The 26572-nt window shown below is 64.4% G+C and carries 31 protein-coding genes; 2 read left to right on the forward strand and 29 right to left on the reverse strand.

Translation table 11 applies throughout. The features are described from left to right. The first annotated feature begins 61 nt into the window (after nt 1-61). Nucleotides 62-631, forward strand: coding sequence for a flavin reductase (locus ACTODO_RS07660; protein ID WP_003792794.1), 570 nt, complete (start codon nt 62-64; stop codon nt 629-631). A gap of 71 nt (nt 632-702) precedes the next feature. On the opposite strand, the gene aspA is transcribed toward ACTODO_RS07660, so the two are convergent. From aspA to rpsB, 18 genes are all read right to left on the reverse strand, one after another. Then, the gene (gene aspA, locus ACTODO_RS07665; RefSeq protein ID WP_003792795.1) at nt 703-2115 is read right to left on the reverse strand and encodes an aspartate ammonia-lyase; all 1413 of its coding nucleotides are present in this window, start codon (nt 2113-2115) and stop codon (nt 703-705) included. Nucleotides 2116-2250: 135 nt separating this feature from the next. Next, nucleotides 2251-2622, reverse strand: coding sequence for an acyl carrier protein (locus ACTODO_RS07670; RefSeq protein WP_003792796.1), 372 nt, complete (start codon nt 2620-2622; stop codon nt 2251-2253). Continuing rightward, nucleotides 2622-3125, reverse strand: a complete 504-nt coding sequence (locus tag ACTODO_RS07675) for a DUF3145 domain-containing protein (RefSeq protein ID WP_003792798.1) — start codon at nt 3123-3125, stop codon at nt 2622-2624. The genes ACTODO_RS07670 and ACTODO_RS07675 overlap by 1 nt, the downstream gene beginning before the upstream one ends. A 170-nt stretch (nt 3126-3295) precedes the next feature. Further along, nucleotides 3296-3787, reverse strand: coding sequence for a peptide deformylase (gene def, locus ACTODO_RS07680; protein WP_003792799.1), 492 nt, complete (start codon nt 3785-3787; stop codon nt 3296-3298). 1 nt (nt 3788) lies between these two features. Then, nucleotides 3789-5597: a proline--tRNA ligase gene (locus ACTODO_RS07685; RefSeq protein ID WP_003792800.1), complete on the reverse strand. Its 1809-nt coding sequence runs from the start codon at nt 5595-5597 to the stop codon at nt 3789-3791. A 79-nt stretch (nt 5598-5676) separates the two neighbouring features. Beyond that, nucleotides 5677-6117, reverse strand: coding sequence for a hypothetical protein (locus tag ACTODO_RS07690; protein ID WP_003792801.1), 441 nt, complete (start codon nt 6115-6117; stop codon nt 5677-5679). Nucleotides 6118-6198: 81 nt separating this feature from the next. After that, entirely contained in the window at nt 6199-6702 is a 504-nt protein-coding gene (locus ACTODO_RS07695) for a hypothetical protein (RefSeq protein WP_003792802.1), read from the reverse strand. A gap of 21 nt (nt 6703-6723) precedes the next feature. Next, nucleotides 6724-7890: a flavodoxin-dependent (E)-4-hydroxy-3-methylbut-2-enyl-diphosphate synthase gene (ispG, locus tag ACTODO_RS07700; RefSeq protein ID WP_003792803.1), complete on the reverse strand. Its 1167-nt coding sequence runs from the start codon at nt 7888-7890 to the stop codon at nt 6724-6726. 117 nt (nt 7891-8007) lie between these two features. Beyond that, nucleotides 8008-9249, reverse strand: coding sequence for a M50 family metallopeptidase (locus ACTODO_RS07705; RefSeq protein ID WP_034512329.1), 1242 nt, complete (start codon nt 9247-9249; stop codon nt 8008-8010). A gap of 2 nt (nt 9250-9251) precedes the next feature. Next, nucleotides 9252-10523 carry a 1-deoxy-D-xylulose-5-phosphate reductoisomerase gene (dxr, locus tag ACTODO_RS07710; protein WP_003792805.1) on the reverse strand — a complete coding sequence of 424 codons (1272 nt, stop codon included), beginning with the start codon at nt 10521-10523 and terminating at the stop codon, nt 9252-9254. Then, complete coding sequence (locus tag ACTODO_RS07715) at nt 10523-11071, reverse strand: DivIVA domain-containing protein (RefSeq protein WP_003792806.1); 549 nt, start codon at nt 11069-11071, stop codon at nt 10523-10525. Before ACTODO_RS07715 ends, dxr begins: the two co-directional genes overlap by 1 nt. Beyond that, on the reverse strand, nt 11068-11472 hold the full coding sequence (locus tag ACTODO_RS07720; protein WP_244262542.1) for a DivIVA domain-containing protein: 405 nt from the start codon (nt 11470-11472) through the stop codon (nt 11068-11070). The genes ACTODO_RS07715 and ACTODO_RS07720 overlap by 4 nt, the downstream gene beginning before the upstream one ends. Further along, nucleotides 11469-12689: a dual-specificity RNA methyltransferase RlmN gene (gene rlmN / locus ACTODO_RS07725; protein WP_003792808.1), complete on the reverse strand. Its 1221-nt coding sequence runs from the start codon at nt 12687-12689 to the stop codon at nt 11469-11471. Before rlmN ends, ACTODO_RS07720 begins: the two co-directional genes overlap by 4 nt. Nucleotides 12690-12745: 56 nt before the next feature. Continuing rightward, the gene (locus ACTODO_RS07730) at nt 12746-13657 is read right to left on the reverse strand and encodes a phosphatidate cytidylyltransferase (RefSeq protein WP_003792809.1); all 912 of its coding nucleotides are present in this window, start codon (nt 13655-13657) and stop codon (nt 12746-12748) included. After that, on the reverse strand, nt 13657-14214 hold the full coding sequence (gene frr / locus ACTODO_RS07735) for a ribosome recycling factor (RefSeq protein WP_003792810.1): 558 nt from the start codon (nt 14212-14214) through the stop codon (nt 13657-13659). Before frr ends, ACTODO_RS07730 begins: the two co-directional genes overlap by 1 nt. A gap of 38 nt (nt 14215-14252) precedes the next feature. After that, on the reverse strand, nt 14253-14963 hold the full coding sequence (pyrH, locus tag ACTODO_RS07740) for a UMP kinase (protein WP_003792812.1): 711 nt from the start codon (nt 14961-14963) through the stop codon (nt 14253-14255). Between the two features lie 130 nt (nt 14964-15093). After that, nucleotides 15094-15921: a translation elongation factor Ts gene (gene tsf / locus ACTODO_RS07745; protein WP_003792813.1), complete on the reverse strand. Its 828-nt coding sequence runs from the start codon at nt 15919-15921 to the stop codon at nt 15094-15096. Nucleotides 15922-15946: 25 nt separating this feature from the next. Further along, the gene (rpsB, locus tag ACTODO_RS07750) at nt 15947-16774 is read right to left on the reverse strand and encodes a 30S ribosomal protein S2 (RefSeq protein WP_003792814.1); all 828 of its coding nucleotides are present in this window, start codon (nt 16772-16774) and stop codon (nt 15947-15949) included. 407 nt (nt 16775-17181) lie between these two features. Between rpsB and ACTODO_RS07755 the strand changes: the two genes are divergently transcribed. Continuing rightward, entirely contained in the window at nt 17182-17712 is a 531-nt protein-coding gene (locus tag ACTODO_RS07755) for a M23 family metallopeptidase (protein ID WP_003792816.1), read from the forward strand. Nucleotides 17713-17778: 66 nt separating this feature from the next. Here ACTODO_RS07755 and ACTODO_RS07760 read toward each other — a convergent pair whose 3' ends face one another. The 11 genes from ACTODO_RS07760 to ACTODO_RS07810 all read right to left on the reverse strand — a co-directional run bounded on the left by ACTODO_RS07760 (nt 17779) and on the right by ACTODO_RS07810 (nt 26571). Then, entirely contained in the window at nt 17779-18690 is a 912-nt protein-coding gene (locus ACTODO_RS07760) for a tyrosine recombinase XerC (RefSeq protein WP_003792817.1), read from the reverse strand. 9 nt (nt 18691-18699) lie between these two features. Further along, nucleotides 18700-19860: a DNA-processing protein DprA gene (dprA, locus tag ACTODO_RS07765; protein ID WP_003792818.1), complete on the reverse strand. Its 1161-nt coding sequence runs from the start codon at nt 19858-19860 to the stop codon at nt 18700-18702. Next, entirely contained in the window at nt 19853-21400 is a 1548-nt protein-coding gene (locus tag ACTODO_RS07770; protein ID WP_034512332.1) for a YifB family Mg chelatase-like AAA ATPase, read from the reverse strand. Before ACTODO_RS07770 ends, dprA begins: the two co-directional genes overlap by 8 nt. Continuing rightward, nucleotides 21397-21837 carry a YraN family protein gene (locus ACTODO_RS07775; protein WP_003792820.1) on the reverse strand — a complete coding sequence of 147 codons (441 nt, stop codon included), beginning with the start codon at nt 21835-21837 and terminating at the stop codon, nt 21397-21399. Before ACTODO_RS07775 ends, ACTODO_RS07770 begins: the two co-directional genes overlap by 4 nt. A gap of 127 nt (nt 21838-21964) precedes the next feature. Next, nucleotides 21965-22264, reverse strand: a complete 300-nt coding sequence (locus tag ACTODO_RS07780) for a DUF2469 domain-containing protein (protein WP_003792822.1) — start codon at nt 22262-22264, stop codon at nt 21965-21967. 54 nt (nt 22265-22318) lie between these two features. After that, a complete protein-coding gene (gene rnhB, locus ACTODO_RS07785) occupies nt 22319-22990 on the reverse strand; it encodes a ribonuclease HII (RefSeq protein ID WP_003792823.1) in 672 nt (223 codons plus the stop codon). Then, nucleotides 22987-23733, reverse strand: coding sequence for a signal peptidase I (lepB, locus tag ACTODO_RS07790; protein WP_048671074.1), 747 nt, complete (start codon nt 23731-23733; stop codon nt 22987-22989). Before lepB ends, rnhB begins: the two co-directional genes overlap by 4 nt. 110 nt (nt 23734-23843) lie before the next feature. Next, complete coding sequence (rplS, locus tag ACTODO_RS07795; RefSeq protein WP_003792825.1) at nt 23844-24200, reverse strand: 50S ribosomal protein L19; 357 nt, start codon at nt 24198-24200, stop codon at nt 23844-23846. 172 nt (nt 24201-24372) lie between these two features. After that, nucleotides 24373-25725, reverse strand: coding sequence for a tRNA (guanosine(37)-N1)-methyltransferase TrmD (trmD, locus tag ACTODO_RS07800; RefSeq protein WP_208853697.1), 1353 nt, complete (start codon nt 25723-25725; stop codon nt 24373-24375). Nucleotides 25726-25729: 4 nt separating this feature from the next. Continuing rightward, complete coding sequence (gene rimM, locus ACTODO_RS07805; RefSeq protein WP_003792827.1) at nt 25730-26242, reverse strand: ribosome maturation factor RimM; 513 nt, start codon at nt 26240-26242, stop codon at nt 25730-25732. An 89-nt stretch (nt 26243-26331) separates the two neighbouring features. Continuing rightward, nucleotides 26332-26571 carry an RNA-binding protein gene (locus tag ACTODO_RS07810; protein WP_003792828.1) on the reverse strand — a complete coding sequence of 80 codons (240 nt, stop codon included), beginning with the start codon at nt 26569-26571 and terminating at the stop codon, nt 26332-26334. Between the last annotated feature and the right edge of the window lies 1 nt (nt 26572).

Below are 26572 nucleotides of genomic sequence, written 5' to 3' on the forward strand. Positions count from 1 at the left end.
GTTTGCGCCAAGCAATGGGATCGGCACTGCCTGCCCGCCCTATCCGGCAGACAATAGACCCATGCACGTTCCCTACGAAACCGAGAAGTTCTACTACGGCTTTCCCGTCTACATCCTGGCCTACCCGGACGAGGCCGTCGGCGTCGGCATCACGACGGGTTCGTCGTCATACTCGCTGGGGCAGATGGTCATGATCGGCTGCGACTCAACGACGCATGCTGCCCGCGCGATCAAGCGCTCTGGCGTATGCTCCCTCAATCTGTTCGGTGCCGAAGCCATGGGTCTTTTCGAGTACGCGGGAACAGTTTCCGGCGGTCACAAGCTCCGCGACGCGCACGTGCCTTCGAGCGATCACGACGGCATCCCCGTGCTCGACGGCTCCCAGATGAGCCTGCTGTGCCGTGTCCTGGAGGCCACGGATGACGGCATTTACACACACTTCCGCTGCGCGATCACTCAGCGCCTGGTCGACTCCGCACTGATCGATGGTCACGGCCGCTTCCGCTACGAGGAGCTGCGCACCGTCGAATACGTGGGCGACTCTCGCAGGCGCATCTACCGTTACTTCTCGGACAGGGTGGAGCGTTTTGGCACTTTCGTGCGCTCCTTCAAGGAGTCTCTCCTCCCCTAGCGACGCCAGCGCACAATGAAGGCCGGGGATCCCCACGTGGGGTCCCCGGCCTCGTCTATAAAATGAGTCGCTCAGTCTTCCTCTGTACCCGCGTACTTCGGGTTCGCGAGGTTGTCCGGCGAGAGGATGCGCTCGACCTCTTCCTCCGAGAGGAGCTCCATGTCGTGGATGACTTCGCGAACGGTCTTGCCCTCCGCCGCGGCGCGCTTACCCACTACATCGCCCAGATGGTGGCCGATGACGTCGTTGAAGTACGTGACGATGCCGATCGAGTTTTCGACGTAGCCGCGGCAGACCTCGGCGTTCGCAGTGATGCCAGTGATGCAGCGTTCACGCAGCGTATCGCATGCGTTGACGAGCAGGTTGATGGACTCGATGAGCGCCTGTGCGATGACGGGCTCCATGACATTGAGCTGGAGCTGACCGGCCTCGGCGGCCATGGTAACGGTCTGGTCGTTGCCGATGACCTTGAAGCACACCTGGTTAACAACCTCGGGGATGACGGGGTTGACCTTGGCGGGCATGATCGACGAGCCTGCGGCCATCTTCGGCAGGTTGATCTCGTTGAGGCCGGCACGCGGGCCGGAAGCCAGCAGACGCAGGTCGTTGCAGACCTTGGACAGCTTGACGGCGCTGCGCTTAATCGTGGCGTGCATGGACACGTAGGCGCCCGTATCCGACGTGGCTTCGAGGAGGTTCGGGGAGCCGACGACGCGCGCCCCCGTGATGCGGCGCAGGTGGCGCACGACGACCTGCTGGTAGCCGTCCGGAGTGTTTAGGCCGGTGCCGATCGCAGTCGCGCCGAGGTTAGTCTCCAGGAGCAGTTCAGCGTTGTTGACGAGGCGCTCATCCTCCTCGCGCAGCGTGTGCGCGAAGGCGGAAAACTCGCTACCCAGGGACATCGGGACGGCGTCCTGCAGCTGCGTGCGGCCCATCGTCAGAATGTGGCGGAACTCGGCGCCCTTCTCATCAAAAGCATCGGCGAGTTCATCGATCGCCTTGCGCAGGCGGTTCACCTTGCGCCACAGGGCGATACGGAACGCCGTCGGGTACGCGTCGTTCGTCGACTGGGAGCGGTTGACGTGATCGTTGGGGTTGATGATGTCGTAGCGGCCCTTCTCCTCCCCCAGGATCTCGAGCGCCAGGTTCGCGATAACCTCGTTCGCGTTCATGTTGACGGAGGTACCGGCACCGCCCTGGAACTGGTCGACGGGGAACTGGTCCATGCAGCGGCCGTTTTCGACGATCTCATCGCAGGCGGCGATAATTGCCTCGGCCTTGGCCGGCTTCATCGCCTTGAGCTGCATGTTCGCCAAGGCGCACGCCTTCTTCACCTGCGCGAACGCGCGGATGAGTTCGGGTGCTTCATTGATCGTGCGACCCGAGATCTGATAGTTCTCGATTGCTCGCAGCGTATGAATGCCCCAGTACGCGTCCTTGGGTACTTCGCGGGTGCCGAGCAGATCTTCTTCGGTGCGGGTCAACGTTGTTCCTTCCGTCTGTTCGCCGGCCGGTTCATTCCGGCAGGTGCGCCTCCATAGTAGGCCCTGTAGGCCCGAAATTCCGGCACTTTACGAACATTGGAAACGTCATTGAAGCTCCGCTGGCAAGGTTTTTCGCTAGTGATTGGACGCGGCGTCAGAAACGGCGTCAAGCAGGTCCGCGAGCGTCACCCACTTCTCAATCTGAGAGTCGTTAAGCGTCACCTTCGCCTCGCGCTCCACGCGCGCGACGACGGCGTAGAGGGATACGTCGTCCATATCCAGATCGCCGCGCAGCGTGAGCTCTCCGCGTGCGTCTACGGGATCGAGGTCGGCCTCATCGACCACGGCCTCCATCGCGGCCTCGCGGGCGCGATCCTGGGCGGTCTCAGCGGCACTTTCGGACGAGGCAGGGGCCGCGTCGGGCGCCTCGTCGGGCACATCGGGGTTGACCAGCTGCGCTAAGCCTGCACGCAGCTGGTCACCGAGCAAATCGGCAATAGAACCCATTAGCCCACCCGATTGTTGAGCCAACGCACGGGCGCACCGGCACCGGCGTGGCGGAAGGACTCAAGTTCGTCATCCCAGGCCTGGCCGAGAGCCAGGTCGAGACCCTCGCGCAACTCCTCGTACGTCGTGGCGGACTCCAGGGCCGCACGGATGCGATCCTCGGGCACGACGACGTTACCAATGGTGTCCATCTGGGAATGGAAGATACCGAGGGAGGGCGTGTGGCACCAGCGGCCACCGTCGCTCGAGGCCGTGGCCTCCTCCGTCACCTCGTAACGCAGGTGTTCCCAACCGCGCAGAGCGGACGCCAAACGGGCGCCCGAGCCGATCGGTCCGACCCACGAGAACTCGCAGCGAACCATGCCCGGCGCCGCTTCCTGGTCCGACCACTGGAGGTGCACCTCCTGGCCGAGCGCGGTACCCAGCGCCCACTCGATGTGCGGGCACAGAGCGGGCGGTGTTGAGTGCACGAAAAGTACACCGCGGGTGTATGACCCTCTCATTGTTCCTCCTGGTGGCTTTGTCAGGATCGTCTTCCCCTACGCCCTAAACTGCCGCGAGTCGCAATGATCTGCGCCGAGACGACGCACACGATGTGGTTACAGGATAGTCGAACGCGCCGGGGAATGCATTCCATTCCCCGGCACGTCCACGCCTCGACGAGGCCAGATGCTCAGAAGCCAGCGTTGCGAATGTCGCGCAGCGCCTTCTTGCGGGTCGCCCGATCGAGGCGGTCGATGTAGATGTGGCCGTCCAGGTGGTCGCACTCGTGCTGGATGCAGCGCGCCATGAGCTCCTCGCCCTCGACAACGACCTTCTTGCCGTCCAGGTCAGTGCCCTCGCAGCGCGCGTACCAGGCACGTTCAGTCGGGTACCACAGCTCGGGAACCGATAGGCAGCCCTCGTCGCCGTCCTGGTACTCATCGTCGCTCAGAGCGACGATGCGGGGGTTCAACACGTAGCCGATCTCGCCGTCGATGTTCCAGGAGAACGCGCGCAGGCTGACGCCAATCTGGTTGGCGGCCAGGCCGGCGCGGCCGTCCATGTCGACGCCCTCGAGTAGATCCTCGACGAGCGCCTTCACATTCGGCGTGATCTCCGTGATGGGATCACAGACGGTGCGCAGGACCGGGTCACCGATGATACGGATGGGACGAATAGCCATGTCATTCCCCCTTCAGGGCCGCAGCGTGAAGCTCGCGCAGGCGCGCAACGGCTTCCTCGACGGGTACGACGATGGTCTCGCCGGTGCCGCGCACGCGGATCTCCACGTCGCCGTCGGCCAGCGAACGTCCAACAACCAGGCCGAAGGGCACGCCCACGAGCTCGTAGTCCTTGAACTTCACGCCAGCACTCACCTTGCGGCGATCGTCGACGAGAACATCCAGGCCGGCCGCGTCGAGCTCCTCGCCCAGAGACTGCGCGGTCTCAAAGACTTCGTCACCCTTGCCGGTAGCCAGGACATGCACGTCAAAGGGGGCGATCTGCGCGGGCCAGCTCAGACCCTTGTCATCGCAGTTGGCCTCGGCCAGGGCTGCCATGACGCGGGTAACGCCGATGCCGTACGAACCCATGGTGACGACCTGGGTCTTGCCGTTCTCGTCGAGGACAGTCAAACCGAGAGCCTTGGCGTACTTACGGCCCAGCTGGAAGATATGACCGATCTCGATGCCGCGCTCCAGGTGGAGGGGGCCCGAGCCGTCGGGAGCCAGGTCGCCCTCGCGCACCTCGGCGGCCTCGATCGTACCGTCAGCGGCGAAGTCGCGGCCCATCACGAGATTCAGGACGTGACGCTGCTCGGCGTTTGCACCCGTCACCCAGGCGGTTCCCTCGACGACGCGCGGGTCCACCAGGTAACGCACGGAACCGGAGGCGTTGCCCTCCTCGTCCACGACGCGCTTCGGGGAGTTCGGTCCGAGAACCGTCGGGCCGATGTAGCCGCGCACCAGCTCGGGGTGCGGCTCGAAGTCGGAATCCGACGCCATCTCGACCTCGGCGGGAGCCACGGAGGCCTCGAGACGCTTCATGTCAACGTCACGGTCGCCGGGCACGCCCACGACGAGGAGCTCGTGCTCGCCGTCCGGGTGCGTCAGCGTCACGACGACGTTCTTCAGCGTGTCGGCGGCGGTCCAGGGACGGTCCTCGCGCGGATACTGATCGTTGAGCAGATCAACGAGCGACTCGATGGTCGGAGCGTCGGGGGTCGGAACCTCGAGGGGCGCGGGCACGCCGGACGCATCCTGAGCCTCAGGCACGGGGGTCGTCACGGCCTCGGCGTTGGCGGCGTAGCCACCCGGGGACGCCACGAAGGTGTCCTCACCGATCGGCGAGGGGTGCAGGAACTCCTCGGAGCGGGAGCCGCCCATCGCGCCGCTCATCGCGGAGACGATGACGTAGCGCAGACCCAGGCGCTGGAAGATGCGCTCGTAGGTATCGCGCTCAGCCTGGTAGGAGGCGTTCAGACCCTCGTCGTCAATGTCGAAGGAGTAGGCGTCCTTCATGACGAACTCGCGGCCGCGGATCAGACCGGCACGCGGGCGGGCCTCGTCACGGTACTTCGTCTGAATCTGGTACAGCGTGGCGGGCAGGTCCTTGTACGAGGAGTACATGTCCTTCACCAGCAGGGTGAACATTTCCTCGTGCGTGGGGGCAAGCAGGTAGTCGCCGCCCTTACGGTCGTTGAGCTTAAATAGCGTCGGCCCGTACTCTTCCCAACGGTTCGTCGCCTTGTAGGGCTCGGCGGGGATCAGGCCCGGGAAGTGCACTTCCTGAGCGCCCATCGCATCCATCTCCTCGCGGACGATGTCCTCGATCTTGCGCAGCGTGCGCAGGCCGAGGGGCAGCCACGTGTAGATGCCGGGGGCGGAGCGTCGAATGTAGCCGGCACGCACCAGAAGCTTGTGCGAATTGACCTCGGCGTCGGCCGGGTCCTCACGCAGGGTTCGCAGGAAGAAAGTCGAGAGATTTCGAAGCATGCTCCAAGAGTACGGCACGCAAAGGCCCTGGGGCCACCGGCACAGCCGTGGAGCCTCCCATCGAGGCGTTGGGAAGCCCTCAGATGACCGCGCGGGCACCCAGCTCGCGCTCACGGGCGCCCGGGTGCGACGCGTAGTACCGGCGAGCCATCCAGCCCGGGTACGCCCACGCGGGGAGCCCGCCCAGGTACAGGGCTCGCACAGCGACGCCGACCATTGCAGCGAGAACCAGAGCGATGAGCAGGCAGGGACCTGCCGTGGCAAAGCCCGAGGCCTCACGGGCCATCAGGTCCCCCGTCAGGAACCACAAGAGGGAGAGGAAAGGCATGAGCGGCCACACGAGCGCCGACATCTCACCAGCCGCGCTTCCACTACCGATCTCCAGACGCACCGACATACGTCGGGCGCTCGCGCCGAAACCGAGCCACGCCCAGGCCCACACGGATGCGATGACGAGACCCACCATTGCGATGACGGCAGTAGAGTTGGACACAGCGTCCCCCTTCGGACAATGCAACATCCCCGTTGGCGTTGCGTACAGGCCGATACTACAACACCAACGGGGAGTAATGTCCAACCGAAACGGCGGGAACGAGACTAATCAGGCATCAACGAGCCCGCCTACGCACGCATCGCGCAGATCGCGCAGCATCGACAACGAGGACAGCGACTCGGCTGCGACACCCGCCCACGCGAGCACTCGGTCACGCCCCTGCGCCTCGTGACGTTCACGGATGTGCAGGAGCGTGCGCGAGGGAGACAGCTGCAGCAGAGCGATGACGCACGTGCCCGAGGCCTCGGCGCCTTCCGGGGCGGCCGGAGGCGCGACGCGCATGAGAATGTGGTCCTCGTCCTCAATGTCAATGATCGTGGACTCATCCTCCGGCTCGAACACGTGGCCGAGGACATCCCACACGACGGACGCGGGCGCATCGATCGCGATGCCGCGATCAACCACGACGTTCGCACCGGGCAGGATGAGATCTCCCGGGAGCGACACGTCCGCCTGCGAAGCCGTCAGGCCGATGCGCCGAGGAAAGCCGGTGGCCGCAACGGCGCATGCGCCGGCGACGAGGGACAGAGCGGCAAGAGTGCGAATACGCATCCGATAGTCCTTATCAACAACTTAGAAATCGATGCCCGGGAGCTTGACGTCCGGGGCGGTGATTGGGCCGACCTCGACGCTGCCGGAACCGGGCTCCAGGCCCAGTTCCTCCGCGAGGGCATTCGCACGGCGAATGAGGGTCTCGACGATCTGGTCCTCGGGCACGGTCTCGACGACCTCGCCACGAATGAAGATCTGTCCCTTGCCGTTGCCGGAGGCGACACCCAGGTCGGCCTCGCGAGCCTCGCCCGGACCGTTCACGACGCAGCCCATCACGGCCACGCGCAGCGGGACCGTCAGGTCCTTCAGGCCCTCGGTGACGTCCTCGGCGAGCGTCCACACGTCCACCTGGGCGCGACCACACGACGGGCACGAGACGATCTCGAGAGTCTTCTCGCGCAGACCCATGAACTCCAGCATCTTCGTGCCCACCTTAATCTCCTCAACGGGAGGAGCGGACAGCGAGACGCGAATCGTGTCACCGATCCCCTCGGCCAAAAGCACCGAGAAAGCGGACACGGACTTAATCGTTCCCTGGAAGGCGGGACCGGCCTCGGTGACGCCCAGGTGCAGGGGCCAGTCCCCCGCCTCGGACAGCATGCGGTAGGCCTGGATCATCGTCAGCACATCGTGGTGCTTGACCGAGATCTTGAAGTCGTGGAAGTCGTTCTCCTCGAACAGGGAGGCTTCCCAGATCGCGGACTCGACGAGGGCCTCGGGCGTGGCACGGCCGTACTTCTTCAGCAGTCGAGGATCGAGCGATCCTGCGTTCACACCGATGCGCAGCGACACGCCGTGATCGGAGGCGGCCTTGCAGATGTCCTTCACCTGGTCATCGAACTTGCGGATGTTACCCGGATTCACACGCACGGCACCACAGCCGGCCTCGATCGCCTGGAAGACGTACTTCGGCTTGAAGTGAATGTCAGCGATCACCGGGATACGCGACTGCCTCGCGATGATAGGCAGCGCGTCCGCGTCCTTATCCGTCGGGCAGGCGACGCGAACGATGTCGCAGCCGGCGGCCGTCAGCTCGGCGATCTGCTGGAGGGTCGCGCCGATGTCGTGCGTCTTCGTCGTCGTCATGGACTGGACGGAAACCCGCGCGCCACCGCCCACGGGAACGTCACCCACCATGATGCGACGCGTCTGCTTGCGCGGGAACGGCGATGCCGAGACTTCGGGCATACCAAGATTGATTTCACTCACCGTGTCATTATCGCGCACAGTGGCCTTCCTTCCCACACGGACCACGAACGCGTGGTCAGAGTCGCTTTTCGGGCAGATGTGTGAACCTGCCTGCGCTCAGCCGAGCGACACCGGCTTCACGATGTCTGCAACGATCAGAATGACGCTCATCGCGACCAGCAGGCCGCCGACAACCCAGGTAACGGGAACGAGGCGAGCCGTGTCCGCCGGGCCGGGATCCTCCGCCCCACGCACGCGGGCCACCGTTCGGCGCACACCCTCATAGATCGCCCCGAGAATGTGCCCGCCGTCCAGCGGCGGCAACGGGATCAGGTTAAAGACGAAAAGGGCCATGTTGAGCGATGCCAAGAGGCTCAGCAGCACGGCGACAACCTGACGCGTGTCGCGCAGACCCAGCGCCTGCGAATCACCCGTCACCTCGCCGGCCAGGCGCCCCACGCCCACGACGGACACGACACCCGAGGAGTCGCGCTTTTCGTCAGTAAACACGGAGCGGCCGACCTGCCACACAGCCTGAGGCAGGCGGGTCACGACCGCCGTCGTCCCGGTGAACATCTGCCAGTTCGCCGCTGCCACATCGGCGGGCGACGCCGACACGTACTCGTATCCAGCCGTCACGCCCACCAAGCGCGCCCCCTGAGCGCCCGTCACAGGAGAAACACTCAGGTCCACGGTGCTGCCGTCGCGCTCCACCGTCAGCACGGCAGACTCGCCCTCCTGGGTGGCCCCAACCGCGTGCTGCAGCTCCGCGAAGGTGGCAACCGGCTGCCCATTCCACGCGACGACCGTGTCCCCGGGGCGAACCCCTGCCTCGTACGCGGGGGAAGCGACCTCACCGGAAGCGCTCATGATCGTGGCCGGGACGTCCGCAATCGTGCGCGAGGCCGTGGGAGCACCGATGCCGATCATCGTCACCGCCGACAAGACGATGCAGATCAGCAGATTCATGAGCGGGCCACCAAGCATGACCGCGATCTTCTTCGGGGCGCTCAGACGGTAGAACGCGCGGTGTTCCTTGCCCTCAGGGATCTCCACGGCCGAGGCCTCACGAGCTTCCTGCGCGAGCGTCGGCTTACCGCCGCGACCCACGAGCCGAGTACCCGGTCGTGCCGGCGCGTACATGCCGACGATCTTCACGTAACCGCCAAGCAAAATCGCGCGCAGCGCATAGGTTGTGTCGCCGATCTTCTTCTTCCACAGGGCCGGACCAAAACCCACCGCGTAATCGGGGACCAGCACCCCAAACTTCTTCGCGGGGAGCATATGCCCCACCTCGTGCAGGGCAACCGAGGCCAAGATTCCGATAACGACAACGACAATACCGACGATTGAGCCCACGCTCACATATCCTTCCACTGGCCGACGCGAACGAGTTCGCGCGCACGCTGATCAGCCCAGCGCTGTGCGGCCACGATGTCATCCAACGAGGGGTCAGCGACGCCCTCGTGCTCATGCACAACGCTCGCCACCGTGTCCACGATCGCAAGCCACGGCACCTCCCCCGCGATAAACGCGTCAACTAGCACCTCGTTCGCGGCGTTGAGCACCGCGGGATGCGTCGCCGAGGCCGCGACCGCGAAGCGAGCAAGGTTGATCGCGGGGAACGTCTCGTTATCCACCGGCTCAAAGGTCCACTCCGATGCGGAGACCCAGGTCAGCGGCTTCTCGACGTCCTGGAGGCGCTCGGGCCAGGTGAGCCCAAGCGCAATCGGCAGACGCATATCCGGAGGTGAGGCCTGGAGCGTCGTCGCACCGTCGTACCACGTCACCATCGAATGCACGATGGACTGCGGGTGCACGGTCGCGATGATGTGCTCGGGCGCGACGTCGAACAGCAGGTGGGCCTCAATGAGTTCCAACCCCTTGTTGATCAGGGTCGACGAGTTGATCGTGACGACGGGCCCCATCTGCCACGTCGGATGCGCCAAGGCTTGCTCGGCGCGCACGCCACGCAACTGATCGCGCGTGCGGCCACGGAAGGGGCCACCCGACGCGGTCAGCACGAGATCTGCGACCTCGGAGCGGCCAGACACCAACGAAGAGGTGAGACCGCGTTCATGCACACCCGAAGCCAACACCTGGGCGATTGCCGAATGCTCGGAATCCACCGGGACGATCTGCCCCGGGAAACGCATGGCGTTCTTCACGAGCGCACCACCGACGACCAGCGACTCCTTGTTCGCCAGCGCCAGGCGCGCACCGCACTTCAAAGCGGCAAGCGTCGACGACAGGCCCACACCGCCCGTAATGCCGTTGAGCACCACCGGCGTTGCTCGCGGGTACAGCTGCGCCGCACGCTCAACGGACGCGCACACAACCTCGACGGACGCGTTCTCGCCGACGAAAACCTCCGGGCACGTGCCACCCATCGACTCCACAGCAGCCGACAATTCCTCGCGAACGTCGCGAGCCACGCCCACGTACGCGGGATTCAACGCGACGATCTGCACGGCAAGCTCGGTGATCGACGCACCGCCGGCGCTGAGGCCAAGGACGTCGAAACGCCCGCGGTTCGCCTCGATGACCTCACGTGCCTGGGTACCGATCGATCCCGTCGAGCCAAGCAGGACGACGGGGATAGTGGACGTGTGTTCTTCCACCGACACGGGCATCAGTCAACCGCAAGCAGAATCTCGACGGCACGCCCGAGGTAGGCGTCCACGGGGCCCTCCATGTAGGCCTTCTTGCCGCGCTTGGGGCGGAAGGTCGACAGACGAATCTCGTCAGCGGTCAGCTCCCCGGCCTCGTCGAAGTACGCCGCGATGCGATCCAGCAGATCGTCAACTTCCTCGCAGGAGTAGCCACGTCCCGACGTCGGGTGTGCGAAGCGCTCACCGCGGGGGCGCTGCAGACGCGGGTACAGGGTCGTCGCACGGTCGGCGACCCTGTCGTACCACGCTGCCTCACCCTCAGCTGCGACCGAATCCGCGCGATCACGTTTCACGAAAGCCGCCTCCAGGCGGTTCATCGCAGCGTCCACGGCATCGATGTTGTAGCCGCGATTCTTCAGCTCAAAAGTGGCCAGACGCACCTGCTCGGAGCTGAACTGCTCCGGGGGAACACCGCCCTCATAGGCGCGGCGAGCGTCTTCGAAGAACGCATCAACCTGTGCGCAGTCGTAGCCCTTCGAGAAGAGACCAACCCTAGGAAACTCAGTCATGACTGCTCCTTTTCCTGTGTCATGGAACGAAGAATCTGTTCGACGGCCTCAGGCGTGCCGAAATCAGCATACTCAGAAGAAACGGTAGTCGGCTCCGTAGCTGGCAGCGTCGCAGCGTGAACGTCACTGCCCACACTGTTCGCACGGCACGCCACTCGCCTGCGCTCGGCGTGACGCAGCATGTCAATGAGACGGTCGATCTCTGCATCGACCTCCTCGTCATTGAAGCCGCGCAATTTCGTAGAAAACTCCACATCCAGAGCCTTCTGAGCCGTCACGATCCTCTCAGGATCCATCTCCTCGCCAGTCAGTGTGCGTTCGACGTCCGCGAGAAAAGTCAGGACCTCGCTCACGTCGTAGCCCATCCGCAGGAAACTACGGGAAAAATCTGTCCTGATCACGCGCGCACCTCCCCGACCGGGCGCTTACCGTCAGCGACCACCGTCGCCAGCTGCCCGCACGCGCCGTCAATATCCGAGCCGCGCGTATCGCGGATCGACGTCGCGATGCCGTTGTCCTGCAGGCGCTTGACGAACGCCTCCTGAGCAGCCCGCGTCGATGCCGTCCAGATGGACCCGGGCGTCGGATTCAAGGGGATGGGGTTCACATGCACCCAGCCGTGGCCGCGCTTATTGAGTTCATCGGCCAGCAGCTGCGCGCGCCATTCCTGATCGTTCATGTCCTTGATGAGCGCGTATTCGATCGACACGCGCCGACCCGTCGCGAGGAAGTACCCGCGCGCCGCATCGAGCAGCTCGCCGACCTTCCACCGCGAGTTGATCGGGATCAGCTCGTCACGAAGATCGTCGTCGGGCGCATGGAGCGAGACCGCGAGCGTCACCGGCATGCCCTCCCCCGCCAGTTTCTTGATCGCGGGGACCAAGCCGACCGTGGACACGGTGATGTTGCGGGCACTCATACCGAAGCCTTCCGGCGCCGGATCGATCAAACGGTGGAGCGCGGCGACAACCGTCTTGTAGTTAGCGAGGGGCTCACCCATGCCCATGAATACAACATTCGACAGCTTCGTCGGCCCACCCGCGAGCTTGCCGTCTCGGCACGACGCCTGGGCCTCGCGAACCTGGTCAACGATCTCCGCTGTCGACAGGTTACGCGTCAGGCCCATCTGTCCCGTCGCACAGAACGGACAGGCCATGCCGCAGCCCGCCTGCGACGACACGCACAGCGTCGTTCGCTGGGGGTAACGCATGAGAACAGACTCGACCTGCGCGCCGTCGTACAGGCGCCACAAATCCTTGATCGTGCGCCCACCGTCAGCCTCTAGGGATACAACCTTCGTCACGAGCTTGGGCAACAGGGCATCCGAGACCGCTTCATGCATCCCAGCCGGGATATCGCTCATGTTCGCAGGATCGGCCTGAAAATGCGTGAAGTAATGGCGCGACAGCTGATCGGCGCGGAAAGCGGGCAACCCCAGGTCCTTCAGCACCTGCTTGCGGGCTACAGCATCCAGATCAGCGAGATGCGACGGAGCCTTTCCACGCCGCTTCGCGGTGAACGACAGGACCGGCTTAGCGTCCTTGTGAGTCGCCCCCTCCGGCGGCTGATCGGTCGGACGAACCTCACGGCGCGGGCTGCGACGCTGCAGATCCGACACCCCCAGGGTGTTCGGCGTACGCGCCTGCGCCCCACGGGGCCCCTTCGTCGATTGACTCAATGGCTAGACTCCCAAGAAATACCCGGCAGCGCCCACGCAAAAATGAAGTAGGCAACCGGCGCGCTCATGAGCAGCGCGTCCACTCGGTCGAGAACACCACCGTGGCCCGGCAGGATCTGCGACATGTCTTTCAGGCCGGCCTCACGCTTAATGAGAGACTCGGTCAGGTCGCCCATCGTACCCACAAAGGCGATGGAGATACCCGCAACGACACCCCACCACCAGGAAGCTCCCAGCAGCCACAGCCCGACCACGCCGACGGCGATAGCCGTCAAGGCAGAACCTGCGAAGCCTTCCCAGGATTTCTTGGGAGACAGTGCGGGAGCCATCGGGTGCTTGCCGAACATGACGCCAGCAGCCCAGCCGCCGGTGTCGTTGGCGATGACCATGAGCTCAAAGACGACGAACACCCAGGCGTTGTGCCACGCCGCCATCATGAGCACAACGAACGAAGCCAGGAACGGCACGTAGACGGCGGCAAACGTTGACGACACAACGTCGCTCATTCGCGACTGTTGACGACGGTCCAGGAGTCTCCACGCCGCGCAGACGAATACCGTGATGTACAGGGCGAAGAGCATGCCCTCTGTGCCCAGCCACCACGCGCAGGTCACCATGCCGATAGCGCCGACATACAGGGGCGTCACCGTCAGCGTGATGCCCATGCGAGCGAAAGCACCCGCGAGTTCCCAGATTCCAACCAGGCACACGAAGGCGATGACGCCCACAAACGCGGGCAGCGAGGTGAATAGAGGAATGGCGACCGCAGCAATCAGGACAACTGCGGTCGTGATCGCCTGCGGAAGGTTACGCCCGGCCTTCCCCGTTGCCCCACCCGCGGGATGATTGTCACGAGTGGGGCCCGGGGAGAAGACTCGGGCAAGAAGTGAACGATCCGTCGACGCCATCAGATCGTCAGCAGTTCGCTTTCCTTCGTCGCGAGCATCTTGTCGATCTGCTCAGTGTGGGCCTTCGTGAGGCCATCAAGCTGCTTTTCAGCGCGCTCGACATCGTCCTCGGAGGCCTCGCCGTCCTTCTTCAGACGGTCGAGCTGATCCTTCGCCTTACGACGCACGCCGCGCACGGACACACGACCGTCCTCAGCCTTGCTCTTGGCCTGCTTCACGTACTCCTTACGGCGTTCCTCCGTCAGGGCGGGCAGAACGACGCGCACCACGTTGCCATCGTCGGTCGGGTTCACGCCAAGGTCCGACTCACGCAGAGTACGGATGATCTCCTGGGTCGCGGTGCGATCGAAGGGAGAGATCAGGACGGTGCGAGCCTCGGGAATCTGGAAGCTAGCAAGCTGCTGCATCGGCGTCGGAGCGCCGTAGTAGTCCACCAGAAGCTGCTCGAACATCGCAGACGTCGCGCGCCCGGTACGAATGTTCGAAAACTCGTGGCTGGCCGCTTCCACGGCCTTGTCCATCTTTTCCTCGGCCTCGAGGAGAATATCGTCGATCACTATGAGCTCCTTTAAGTCAGTGGTCTGTGAAGGTTATATCACGCCGTCACTAGGGTACCGATTTCATCGCCCATCAGCGCGCGGGTCACGGCACCGTCGCCACCCATACCAAAGATGCGCGTCGTCAGTCCATTGTCGCGGCACAGGGCCAGCGCCGAACCGTCAATCACCTTGAGATCGCGACGCAGCGCCTCAGAATAGGTCAGCGTGTCGAAGCGGTGAGCGTCGGGATTCTTGTTCGGATCATCGTCGTACACGCCATCCACGCCGTTCTTGGCGACGAGGAGTTCGTCGCAGTGAATCTCCAGAGCACGCTGTGCGGACACCGTGTCCGTCGAGAAGTACGGCAGGCCCGCGCCAGCGCCGAAGACAACGACGCGCCCCTTCTCCAGGTGACGAATCGCTCGAAGCGGCAGGTAGGGCTCGGCAACTTGAGCCATCGTGATGGCCGTCTGCACACGGGCGGGGACACCGGACTGGTCGATAAAGTCCTGGAGTGCGAGAGCGTTCATAACGGTGCCAAGCATGCCCATGTAGTCCGCGCGGGAGCGCTCAAGACCCTCGCGAGCAAGCTGTGCACCACGGAAGAAGTTGCCACCACCGACGACGATCGCCACCTGGACACCTTCACGCACAGCCGTCGCGACCTGCTCCGCAATGCTGCGGACAACCTTGGGGTCCAAACCGATCGATCCACCCCCGAATGCTTCTCCGGACAGCTTGAGCAAAACGCGGCGGTTCGTCGACATGACGCTTCTCCTTTGTAACGGCCCCGGAAGGGCGGAACGGTTAAGAACCATACTACCTGGTAAAAGGGAAGCGGCCCCGCCGTTCGGCGGGACCGCTCCCATTTGTCAGCAAGCTGACGACGTGGCCAGATCAGGCACCGACGTGCACGCGCACGAAGTTGGTGACCGTGGCGCCCGCCTCCTTGAGGACCTGAGCGACGGACTTCGAGGGGTCACGCGCGAAGGCCTGGTCAACGAGGCAGTTGTCCTTGTAGAACGCGTTCAGGCGGCCCTCAACGATCTTAGGAACGATGTTGGCGGGCTTGCCTTCCTCAAGCGTGATCTTCTCGAGGGTAGCGCGCTCCTTGTCGAGCACGTCGGCCGGAACCGAATCGCGATCGAGGTAGGCGGGCATGTAAGCGGCAACATGCATCGCGATGTCGTGGGCGACGGACTTGCCGGCGGCGTCGGTGACGACGAACACGCCAACCTGCGGGGGCAGGTCAGGGTTGGTCTGGTGCAGGTAGAGGTCGACGTTCTCGCCCTCAACGCGCACGATGCGGCCAACCTGCAGCTTCTCGCCGATGATGGCGGCGAAGGCATCCAGGCGGTCCTTGACGGTGCCCTCACCCATGGGGGCGGCGAGCAGCGCGTCGAGGTCGGCAGCCTTGGAGGCAACGGCGGCGGCCAGAACCTCGTTGGAGAAGTCGATGAACTTCTGGTTCTTGGCGACGAAGTCGGTCTCGGAGTTGACCTCGACCAGCACGCCGACGGTGCCGTCGGTCTGCGCGGCCAGCAGGCCGGCGGAGGCCTGGCGGCCCTCGCGCTTGGACAGGGACTTCAGGCCCTTCAGGCGGATGATCTCGAGAGCCTTCTCGGCGTCGCCGTCGGCCTCGGTCAGAGCCTTCTTGACATCCATCATGCCGGCGCCGGTCTGCTCACGCAGCGCCTTCACATCTGCAGCGGTGAAATTCGCCATCGGATGATTCCTCTCAGTTAAAAGTTCAGTCCTGCTTGGGGGCGTCGGCGGCCTCTTCGGCGGCAGCGGCCTCGTCGGCCGCAACCTCGCCCTCGAGGAGCTCGCGCTCCCACTCGGCCAGAGGCTCCGCGGCGGCTTCTTCGCCCTTGCCCTTGCGGACGTCGGAGCGAGCGATCAGGCCCTCGGCAACGGCGTCGGCGATCACTCGGGTCAGCAGCGCGACGGCGCGGATGGCGTCATCGTTGCCGGGGATGCGGTAGTCGACCTCGTCCGGATCGGCGTTGGTGTCGAGGATGGCGACGATCGGGATGCGCAGCTTGCGAGCCTCGGAGACCGCAAGGTGTTCCTTCTTGGGGTCGACGATCCACACGGCCGAGGGAACCTTGGTCATGTCGCGGATGCCGCCCAGGGTGCGCGAGAGCTTGTCCTTCTCGCGGCGCATCATGAGCAGTTCCTTCTTGGTGTGACCGGAGGAGGCCACATCGTCGAAGTCGATCTGCTCGAGTTCCTTCAGGCGCTGCAGACGGGTGGCAACGGTCGAGAAGTTGGTGAGCATGCCGCCGAGCCAACGGTGGTTCACGTAGGGCATGCCGACGCGCTGGGCCTGCTCGGCCACGGCTTCCTGTGCCTGCTTCTTGGTGCCAACGAAGAGCAGAGTGCCACCGTGGGCAACGGTCTGCTTCACGAAGTCGAAGGCGATGTCGATGTCAGCAATGGTCTGCTGCAGGTCAATGATGTAGATGCCGTTGCGCTCGGTGAGGATGAAGCGCTTCATCTTCGGGTTCCAACGGCGAGTCTGGTGGCCGAAGTGGACACCGGACTCGAGGAGCTGACGCATGGTAACGACTGCCATGGTTCGTCCTTTCCCCGCAAGTCGCGAGTGATCAGTGGGGTTTCCCCCGGGTTATCGGTTAGCTATGCGCGTTGCGCACCCTGGTGCCATGACCGGCGACCATCCCCGAAAGGACCGAAGCCGCCGCGCCTCGCTCCCCTGGCGGTTTCCCGTGGGTCGCGATAATGGCACGCGAAGTCACCTGCACAGGGCAAGTGCCCGGCTATCTTACCTCACAAGTGCACAGATGTCCGAAACCAGGCGCATGAGACGTTGCCTACTGGATTCATCTTCGACGAGGCCGGGGCAGCTCGGTACAGACACGCCGTCTTCGCTCGTTATCCACAGGCTCCTTTCGCGTCGCAGCAGTATCCACAACCAACGCCGGGCGACTAGACCTGTGCGCCGTGTCCCCTCACGCTGATGTCATGACCTCTGTAATCCCGAACCGTGGCCGATTGAGAGCGGCTACACTGATCGCCACCTTCGTCGGCACGCTGCTCCTTGTCGCGGCAACGCCGGGCGTAGCAACCGCGCACCGCGAGCGGTGGCAGTGGCCAACAGGTGGGCCCGTGGCCGTCGTCGAAGGATTCGCCCCACCCGCCCACGACTGGCTTCCCGGGCGGCGTGGGGTGACGTTGCAGTATCCGGCTCCCTCCCCGGTGTACGCGTGCGCATCGGGCACTGTGACCGTTGCCGGTCCCATCGCGGGCAGGGGCGTCATATCGATTCGACACGAGGTCGGCGGGCGCGTCGTCTGGTCGACGTATCTGCCCGTGACGCCGTCCGTTGCTGTTGGCGATCACGTCCAGAAAGGAAGCATCATCGGCCTCGTCGAAGGGGACTCACCCACGCTGCACTGGGGTGCAAAGACCGGCAGGCGCACGTACATCGATCCAATACGTATGACGCTCGGGCGTCCGCGCCTTCTCCCCTGGGACGACGCGTTGGCGCGATAGCCTCATGCGAATTACCGACCGCGGTCGGCGATCACCGGCGAGACAGCGCGTCCCAGCCCGAGGGTCCTAGGCGCGGGGGTGCGCCCGCTGATAGATCGCGCTCAGACGAGCGGTATCCACGTGGGTGTAGCGCTGAGTGGTCGACAGCGAGGAGTGACCGAGCATCTCCTGGACCGCACGTAGGTCGGCTCCGCCCTGCAGCAGGTGCGTCGCCGTGGAATGGCGCAGCCCGTGTGGCGCGATGTCGTGCACGCCTGCGCGAGCCGCCGTCTTGTGTACCATCGACCGCACGATACGCGGATCGATGCGACCACCCTTATCGCCGAGGAAGAGGGCGTTCCCGCTGCGCTCCCCGGCCAACTGGGGACGGCCTCGTACCAGCCAATGGTCGAGGGCGTCGGCAGCAGGAGGACCGTAGGGAACCACCCGCTCTTTGTTGCCTTTACCAACGACGCGCACGGTGAGGGCGTCGCGGTTCAAGGAGGAGATGTCGAGGGCACAGACTTCGGAGACGCGAAGCCCGCACGCGTACGTCAGCTCGAGGATTGCCCAATTGCGAATCTGGGAGGCCCCTCCCGCCGCGGCTTCATCGCGAGCAGTATTGAGGAGCACCCTCGCATCGGACTCATCGAGCGGAGACGGCAGAAGCTGGTCCGCGCGCGGAGACGACAGGAGCGCTGCGGGGTCGCTCACCAGGATTCCTTCACGCATTGCCCAGGAGGTGAAGTTGCGAATCGCGGCGGTGTGGCGCGCGATCGTCGAGCGTGCTCCCCCATCCGCGAGGGTGCGAGCCAGCCAGGAACGCACTGCGCGCTGCGTGAGCGCCTCACGCAACTGCTCGGGGGTCGCGTCCGCGTCGAGCGAGAGGAACTCCATGAGCGAGTGAAGATCCCCGAGGTACGCGGAAACTGTGTGGGGGCTCATCCGCCGCCCAAGACGCAAGTACTCTTCCCAGCGCTCCCCCACATTGCGTGTCATATCGATATCCTACGGTCTGCCTCCGCCTGTTCGCGTCCACCCACGCGTCGATCCGGCCACTAGACCCGCAACCGAGAGCTCCATGAGCGCATAGTTCACTTCTTCGCGCGACAGTGCCGCAGCAACACAGATCGCTTCGACCGACGCGGGAGCACTCCGGGGAAGAGCCTCCCACACCCGACGCTGAGTCGGCTCTAGGGCATCAACCCCGTGATCATCGTCGACCGGCATACCGAACAGAGGCTGGGCGGCGTCAACGCTCACCGGGCGCACGAGTTCGAGGGCGTCACGCCCATCGCGGATGATCGTCGCTCCGTTGCGCGCAAGCTCAAGGCACCCCACTGACATCGGCGCGTCGACCGCGCCGGGGACTGCACCTAGCTCACGCCCGTATTCCATGGCACGCCGCGCCGTCGCAAGGGCACCGGAGCGCGCTCCCGCCTCGACGACCACGGTCGCCCCACTCCATGCAGCAATCAGACGGTTACGGGTCAGGAAACGCCACTTCGCCGGCCTCGCGGTGGGAGCGACCTCGGAGATCAGGGCACCACCACCATCTATGACGGCGCGAAAGTCGCCACCGTGGCATGCGGGGTAGGGATTGCACACGCCCCCTGCGAGGATGCAGATCGTGCGCCCACGCGCAGACAGTGCACCGCGGTGAGCCTCAATGTCAATGCCGATCGCTCCCCCAGACACGACCGTCACGCCTGCCGCAGCGACGAATGCCGCCATGTTGCGTGCACACCTGTTTCCCGCACCGGTGGAAGCGCGAGCTCCCACGATAGACAGATGGCGATCCACCCGCGGAGCCTCGACCAGCTCGCCGAGGAACCACAGCCCCATCGGCTCCTCCTCCCCCAGGCACGCAAGGTGCTCTGGCCAGCGTGGATCGCCGGGTGTCATGAACCCGCCGCCCGCATGAGCGACACGTGTGAGCTCACTGTCGATGTCGACCGAGAGGGCGCGCTGCCTCCACCGATTCCACTGCGTGTGCCAGTCAATCCTCGAGTGACGGGCAAGCGCCAACGGCGGCGCCGACCAGCTCCCGATCAGCCATGCGCGCGCATCTCGATCCCCTAAGGCCTGACGAAGGATGCGTGCGCACGGATCAGCCGGCTCGGCGACGGCAGACCACCAGGCGGCCTCCCACAGTTCTGTGTCATTCATAGTGATCCGCTCCGTTCCGCAGCTGCTGCGCTGCAACAATGTGGTCAAAGGTCGGCCGAGGCGCAGCCTCGAGATCGGCGAGCGTCCATGCCAGGCGTAGCATCCGGTCGATTCCGCGCATAGACGAGTGACCGGAATCGACGAGCCGATCAAGTTGATGAATGAGCGAAGCATCGATGCCTGAGTGGTGTCGCAGCCACGCTCCCGGAAGCTGCGCGTTCATGGTCCACGGCGTGCCCTTAAGGCGCGTGCGTGCCCTCGAGCGCGCCTCGATAACACGTCCACGTATCGACGCGGAATCGCGTGTCTGTGTCGACGCCAGGTCCGCCCGACTGGGGGTATGCACGTCGATGCGGATGTCCATCCGATCCAGCAACGGCCCGGACAAACGTGCGAGATACCTGCGTCGATTCATCGAGGAACAGGTGCATCGCCGCCCTCCGTATCCGCCTCCACACGGGCACGGATTAGACGCCATCACCAGTTGGAATGCGGCGGGATAACGCGCCTGAACGCCCGAGCGGTGCACATGGATGACACCTGATTCAAGGGGTTCACGCAGCGAGTCAAGGACCGAGGGAGCGAATTCGGCGGCCTCGTCGAGAAAGAGGATCCCTCCATGCGCCAGCGACGCTGCGCCGGGGACGAGGGTGCGCGTGCCGCCACCGATCAGCGCCGGCATGGTCACCGAATGGTGTGGGGCTTGGAATGGAGGCCGCGTCATCAGCGATATCGAGGAAGGCAACAGGCCCGCCACCGAATGCAACGAGGTGGTGACGAGAGCGGTGTCGGCGTCGAGATCTGGAAGTATCGTCGGCAGTCGGGAGGCGAGCATCGTCTTGCCGGATCCGGGCTCTCCGAGAAGAAACACGTGGTGCCCACCGGCAGCTGCAACTTCCATCGCCGCAATTGCCTCGGGCTGACCACGCACGTCGGCCATGTCTGCGAGGGTCGGATCAGCATCACTGTCTCCCTCGCGGCGCACACCCATTCTCCCGTGGAACGGAGCCTTCACAGCCTCTCCCCCGGCCCAGGCGATGAGGTCAGCCAGATGCGCGAAGTCAAGGACCTCAATGCCGCTGACCAGACGCGCTTCCTGGGCGCATCCCGACGGCACGATCACCCTGCGCACGCCCCGCGAACGTGCGGCCAGCACAGCCGGCAGCACCCCGCGCACCGGCTGAATACTTCCATCCAACGCAAGCTCACCAACGAGGACCGCGTCCTCAAAAGCCACCGGCGAGACGAGGCCTGTGGCCAGAGCGATGGACGCCGCGATCGAGAGGTCAAAAGCCGACCCCGATTTCGGAATACCAGCAGGGGACAGATTCACGGTGATGCGTTGGTCCAAGACGTCCAGGCCACACGACTCGAACGCAGCACGCACGCGATCGCGTGCCTCGCGCACGGAGGTGTCGAGCAGGCCGACGAGCGTGAACGCCACGAGGCCCGACCCCGCGTATGTCTCCACGTCGACAAGGTGTCCCTCGATGCCGACGATGCTCATGGAATACGTGCGCGCAAGTCCCGGCCCTCTCATTGCACACCCCTCAACCACACGACCTGTGCCCCCAGAGCGCGAAGATCCACTGCCTCGTCCATGGGAGCCGGCCAGGATTCCAGCGTCCGCACATCCACGGTGATGGCGACGACGTCGATACGCACACGCGAAGCAAGGTGACCGTGTGCCCTGCACCAGGCACCCGTCAGCGCCCGAAGCCGCGCCACCTTGCGATGATCGACCGAGGCAAGCGCACTCCCCTTCCTGCGCCCGACCCTGGTGCGCACCTCCACGATCACGGTCCACGAACGCGACGGATCGGTCTCGTCACGCGCGATGATATCGAGCTCGCCCCGACGACCATCTCGCCAGTTGGTGTCAAGAAGGCGCAGGCCTTCCTCTTCGAGCGCCAGTCGAGCGGTATATTCACCCGCAGCGCCAATGGCCCGACGATCGGGCCGTATTGAGCATCCCATCACGGATCACCTCCGCACCCACAGTGCGCCTGAGACAGTCTGTGACACAATGCGAAAACCGCCCCCTGTGGATAGGGAGCGGTTCGCAAAAAGGCCTGTGGACAACCGCGGAGCGGCTCATCCGCAATTACGGGATGTCGAGCTCCGGCTTGGAGAGCTCCTCGACATTCACGTCCTTGTAGGTAATGACGCGCACAGAGCGCACGAAGCGCGACGAGCGGTAGATGTCCCACACCCACGCGTCACTGAGCGCCAGCTCGAAAAAGACGTCGCCGCCGACCGGGCGTGCCTGCACATCAACGTGGTTGCACAGATAGAAACGCCTCTCGGTCTCCACGACGTACTTGAACAACCCGATGACGTCGCGGTACTCCTTGAAGAGGTCCAGCTCCAGATTGTTTTCGTAACCTTCGATTTCTTCGCTCACGCAACCATCATGCCGGGCCGCGCGCCCAGCCGAGTCACGCCACCCCGGCGCGCCCTACTTTGTGGCCTGCGTCGGCATCTTCCACGAGCGACGATGCTGATCCGACACGCCGAGCTCCACGATCGCGCGAGTGTGGGCGGTCGAGCCGTAGCCTTTGTTCGATGCCCATCCGTAGCCCGGATCCTCGAGCTCCGCCATGAGGTGATCACGTTCAACCTTCGCGAGGACGGACGCTGCTGCAACGACCGCGCAGGACGCGTCGGCCTTCACCTGCATCTGGACGGGCAGATCGACGCCGAAAGGATCCCCAGGCCCGTCGATGGCACCGAACAGATCGTCGGGTGCGGACAGCCAATCGTGCGAGCCGTCCAGCAGAACACCACCGGGAACGAGGCCGTGGCTGGCTACCTCGGCCAGGGCGCGCCGACCCGCCAGACGAAGCGCGGCGATGATGCCCCAGTCATCAATCTCCTGTGGGGAGGCGTAGCCAACTGCGCAAGCCAAGGTCCATTCACGCACGGGATCGACGAGGGCCTCCCGCCGACGAGCAGTCAGCGCTTTCGAGTCGGTGAGGCCTTCAGGAACCGGTGCGGCATCGATGCCAATGAACGCCACACCCACGGCGACAGGACCGGCCAGAGCCCCGCGCCCCACCTCATCCATCCCCGCAACGATCCCCCACCGACGCGCGAGAGAGACCTCAAGGTCACGCGAGGCGGTCGTCATGAGGCGTCCGGAACAGACGCGAACACCTCGTGGTGCGCGATGTCCGTCGTCCAACGCGACGTGGGCCAGATGACCGCCTGAACGGTACCGACGACCGAGGAAACCGGCACGTAGGGAGACTGCCCCGACCCCATGTGGTAGCGAGAATCAGCCGAGTTCGAACGGTTGTCACCCATCACCCACAGGTGTCCCTCGGGAACGACAACATCAAAAGTGCGCTCGCCACACGGCACCTGGCCATCGGGCACGTAGGTCTCGTCAAGCTCAACTCCGTTGACGCTCACCTTGCCGTTCGCACTGGTGCATGACACACGATCGCCACCGACGCCGATGACGCGCTTCACGAGCGTCTGCTCACTGCCTCCCGGAACGAAACCGGTGAACTCCCCCAGCCGGCGCAGCACTGAGGGAGAAGTCACCTGCGACGAGCCCAGCCAGCCGAGGGTATCATCGAAGACGACGACATCCCCGCGGTGCACGTTCGAGCGAAGCGCATCGATACGCGAGACGGCAATGCGGTCATCCTCCACCAGCGTGTTGTGCATCGACGGTGAAGGAATCCAGAAAACCTGGACGATGAAGGCACGCAGCAGCGACGAAATCACGAGGGCAACCACGATGATCATGAGGATCTCGCGCAGCCACACGAGAGGGTTGCGACGAGCGCGAGCCTCCGCGCGATCACGATCCCGAAGAGAAGGCGAATGCAGTGGGCCGAGTGACGGTCCTGCTGTCGGGGTCATGCAATCTCCTTGTCGTTGCGTCAACCATCCCAGGATACGGCGAGGCCCGACACCGGCGCGCGGTGTCGGGCCTTTCCGTGAAAAATGCCAAGGCGTATGCCTGGCAAGCCTCAGGCGGACTTGCCGGAACGGTGTTCCTTGATCTTCGCAGCCTTACCGTGACGCTCACGCAGGTAGTAGAGCTTAGCGCGACGCACGTCGCCCTTGGTAACGACCTCGATGTGGTCGATCGTGGGGGCGTGGACCGGGAAGGTACGCTCGACGCCCACACCGAAGGAAACCTTGCGGATCGTGAACGTGGAGGACACACCGTGACCGCGACGAGCGATCACGACACCCTGGAAGACCTGGATACGAGAGCGGTTACCTTCGATGACCTTGACGTGCACCTTGAGGGTGTCGCCAGCTCGGAACGAGGGGATGTCATCGCGCAGCGAAGCCGCATCAACGGCGTCCAGCTTCTGCATTTCTTCTCCTTGACGCAACTGCCGCAGGTCGGAAGCGCCTGGTTGGGCGGGTCGAACCCGCTCACTTGACGTGTGATCGTGCGCCTCGGTGTCCCCCTGCGGCAGGATGAACCGCGCACAATCTCGTTTATTCTCCCACAGCAGGACACACCAAGGCTAGTCCGCGGATGTGTTATGCGGTGAGATCACGCACCATGACAACGTCGTAGTTGCGTACGCCGCCCACATCGAAGGTTCGGCTCGAACGCTTGCGGAATCCGTGGCGCTTGTAGAAGGCCTGCGCCTCCTTGTTCCCTCGATTGGTGCCGAGCACAACAGCGGCATGCCCCAAGTCTCGCGCATCGGCGATAGCACGCTCGATGAGCGCATCTGCAACACCGCTGCCACGCCACGCCTCGTCAACATAGCACTTGGACAGGTAGGCACTACCTTCCTCCACGCGCCCGGGACGCACCATGTCGCTCGGCAGCGCATCGGGTCCAACGTGGGTGAGCACGTAACCAACGAGGCCACCCCAGACCTCGGCGACGAACAGGCGATGATGCTCGGGATCGGAAACAAGATCGTCAAACACGTCGGCACTGAGTTGCGTGGCGATGTGCTGCGCAATCGCTTCCTCGGGCAGGTTCTCCGGGCAAGCATCCGGGAACGTACGCGCCGCGAGCTCGCTGACTGCGACGACGTCCTCAAGCTCAGCCTGTCGCACGTCGAGCCGTTCCGCCCCGCCAGCTCGCGGATACGCAACACCGCAGCGGGCCAGCATCGCACGGTCCTCGCGCGTCAGCGACGAAGCATCCAGCGACAGCGCGAGATCGGGGCGCACGCGTGCCGTCTTCTCAATCGCGCGATCGCGCCGCCACCGCTCAATCGCCGCGTGATTACCGCCGAGAAGCACCTCGGGGATCTCAAGGGAGCGGAACTCCCTGGGCTTGGTGAACACGGGGTATTCGAGGAGTCCCGCACCCGAGTGCGATTCTTCAACGAGGGAGCCCGGGTTTCCCATAAATCCTTCGAGAAGACGCGCAACAGCCTCAGTAAGAACCATCGCGGCGACCTCGCCACCATTGAGCACATAGTCGCCAATAGAAAACTCGACAACCTCGACGCCAGCGCCGCGGTAGTACTCGGCAACGCGGGCGTCGATCCCCTCATAGCGCCCACAGGCAACGATGATCTGGTTGGCGCGCGCAAGATCCTCAACCCGCGCCTGGGTCAGCGGCGTTCCCGACGGCGTCGGGATCGCGAGGACGCGACGCAGCGAGGCCTGAGTCCCATCGCCGTCGCGCTCCGCGAGCGGCGTGGCAAGCACCTCGTCAAGGGCGCGAGCCCACACATCCGCACGCATTACCATGCCCGCGCCACCGCCGTAGGGGGTGTCATCGACGCTACGATGCTTGCCGGTGGCCCACTCGCGCAGGTCGTGCGCCTGGAGATGCACGAGGCCGGCATCCTCTGCCTTCCCCATCAGCGAGAGACGAAGAGGCGCAAAATAGTCAGGGAAAATCGAAATAAGGTCGAAGCGCACGGTGTCAGTCGCCCTCGCGCTCCGACACGGCATCGTCGTCGAACAGGCCGGGGGGCGCATCGATGACGACAAATCCACCCTCGACGTCGACGGTAGGAACGAGGGCCGTCACGAAGGGAACCAAAACAGTGCCTCGATCCGTGGCAACGAGAAGCAAATCCTGCGCCGCGCCCGGAGTCAGTCCACTGACGCTACCGAGAACATCGCCGGACGGAGTACGCGCCTGGAGCCCCTTGAGTTCGTGCGGATACCAGGCATCCTCCTCGGGGTGAGCGTCGACGAGCAGGCGGGCACCGCGCAGAGCCTCAGCATCCTCGCGCGTCACGCATTCCTCAAACGACGCAAGCACGCGATCCTTGTGCACGCGAACGGTGCGCACAGTGAGGCTGCGCTGATCTCCCGCAATGTCCAAGCGCGAACCGGGTGCCATGACCTCGGGATCGTCGCTGCGCACGTCCACGATGACCTCGCCTCGCAAGCCGTGGGCGGGGCCGACGATAGCGGCTGTGAGCTGCATGTGTTCTCCTGACGGTAAACGGGGACTCCCCCGAAGGATACAACGAAGGGGCCCGGCAATGCCGGACCCCTTCGTGACGTGTGCGAGTCTTACTCGCGATCCGTGTCGACGACGTCAACGCGGACGGTGCCACGCGTGGACAACGCACCCATGACGGTGCGCAGCGCGCGAGCCGTCCGACCGCCGCGTCCGATGACGCGACCCAGATCCTCGGGGTTCACGCGAACCTCAAGAAGCTGGCCACGTCGCATGGAACGAGGCGTCACCTCGACATCTTCGGGGTGATCAACGATGCCGCTGACCAGGTGCTCCAACGCGTCGGCGAGCATG

The sequence above is a fragment of the Schaalia dentiphila ATCC 17982 genome (genome assembly GCF_000154225.1).
In the GTDB taxonomy this organism is placed as follows: domain Bacteria; phylum Actinomycetota; class Actinomycetes; order Actinomycetales; family Actinomycetaceae; genus Pauljensenia; species Pauljensenia dentiphila.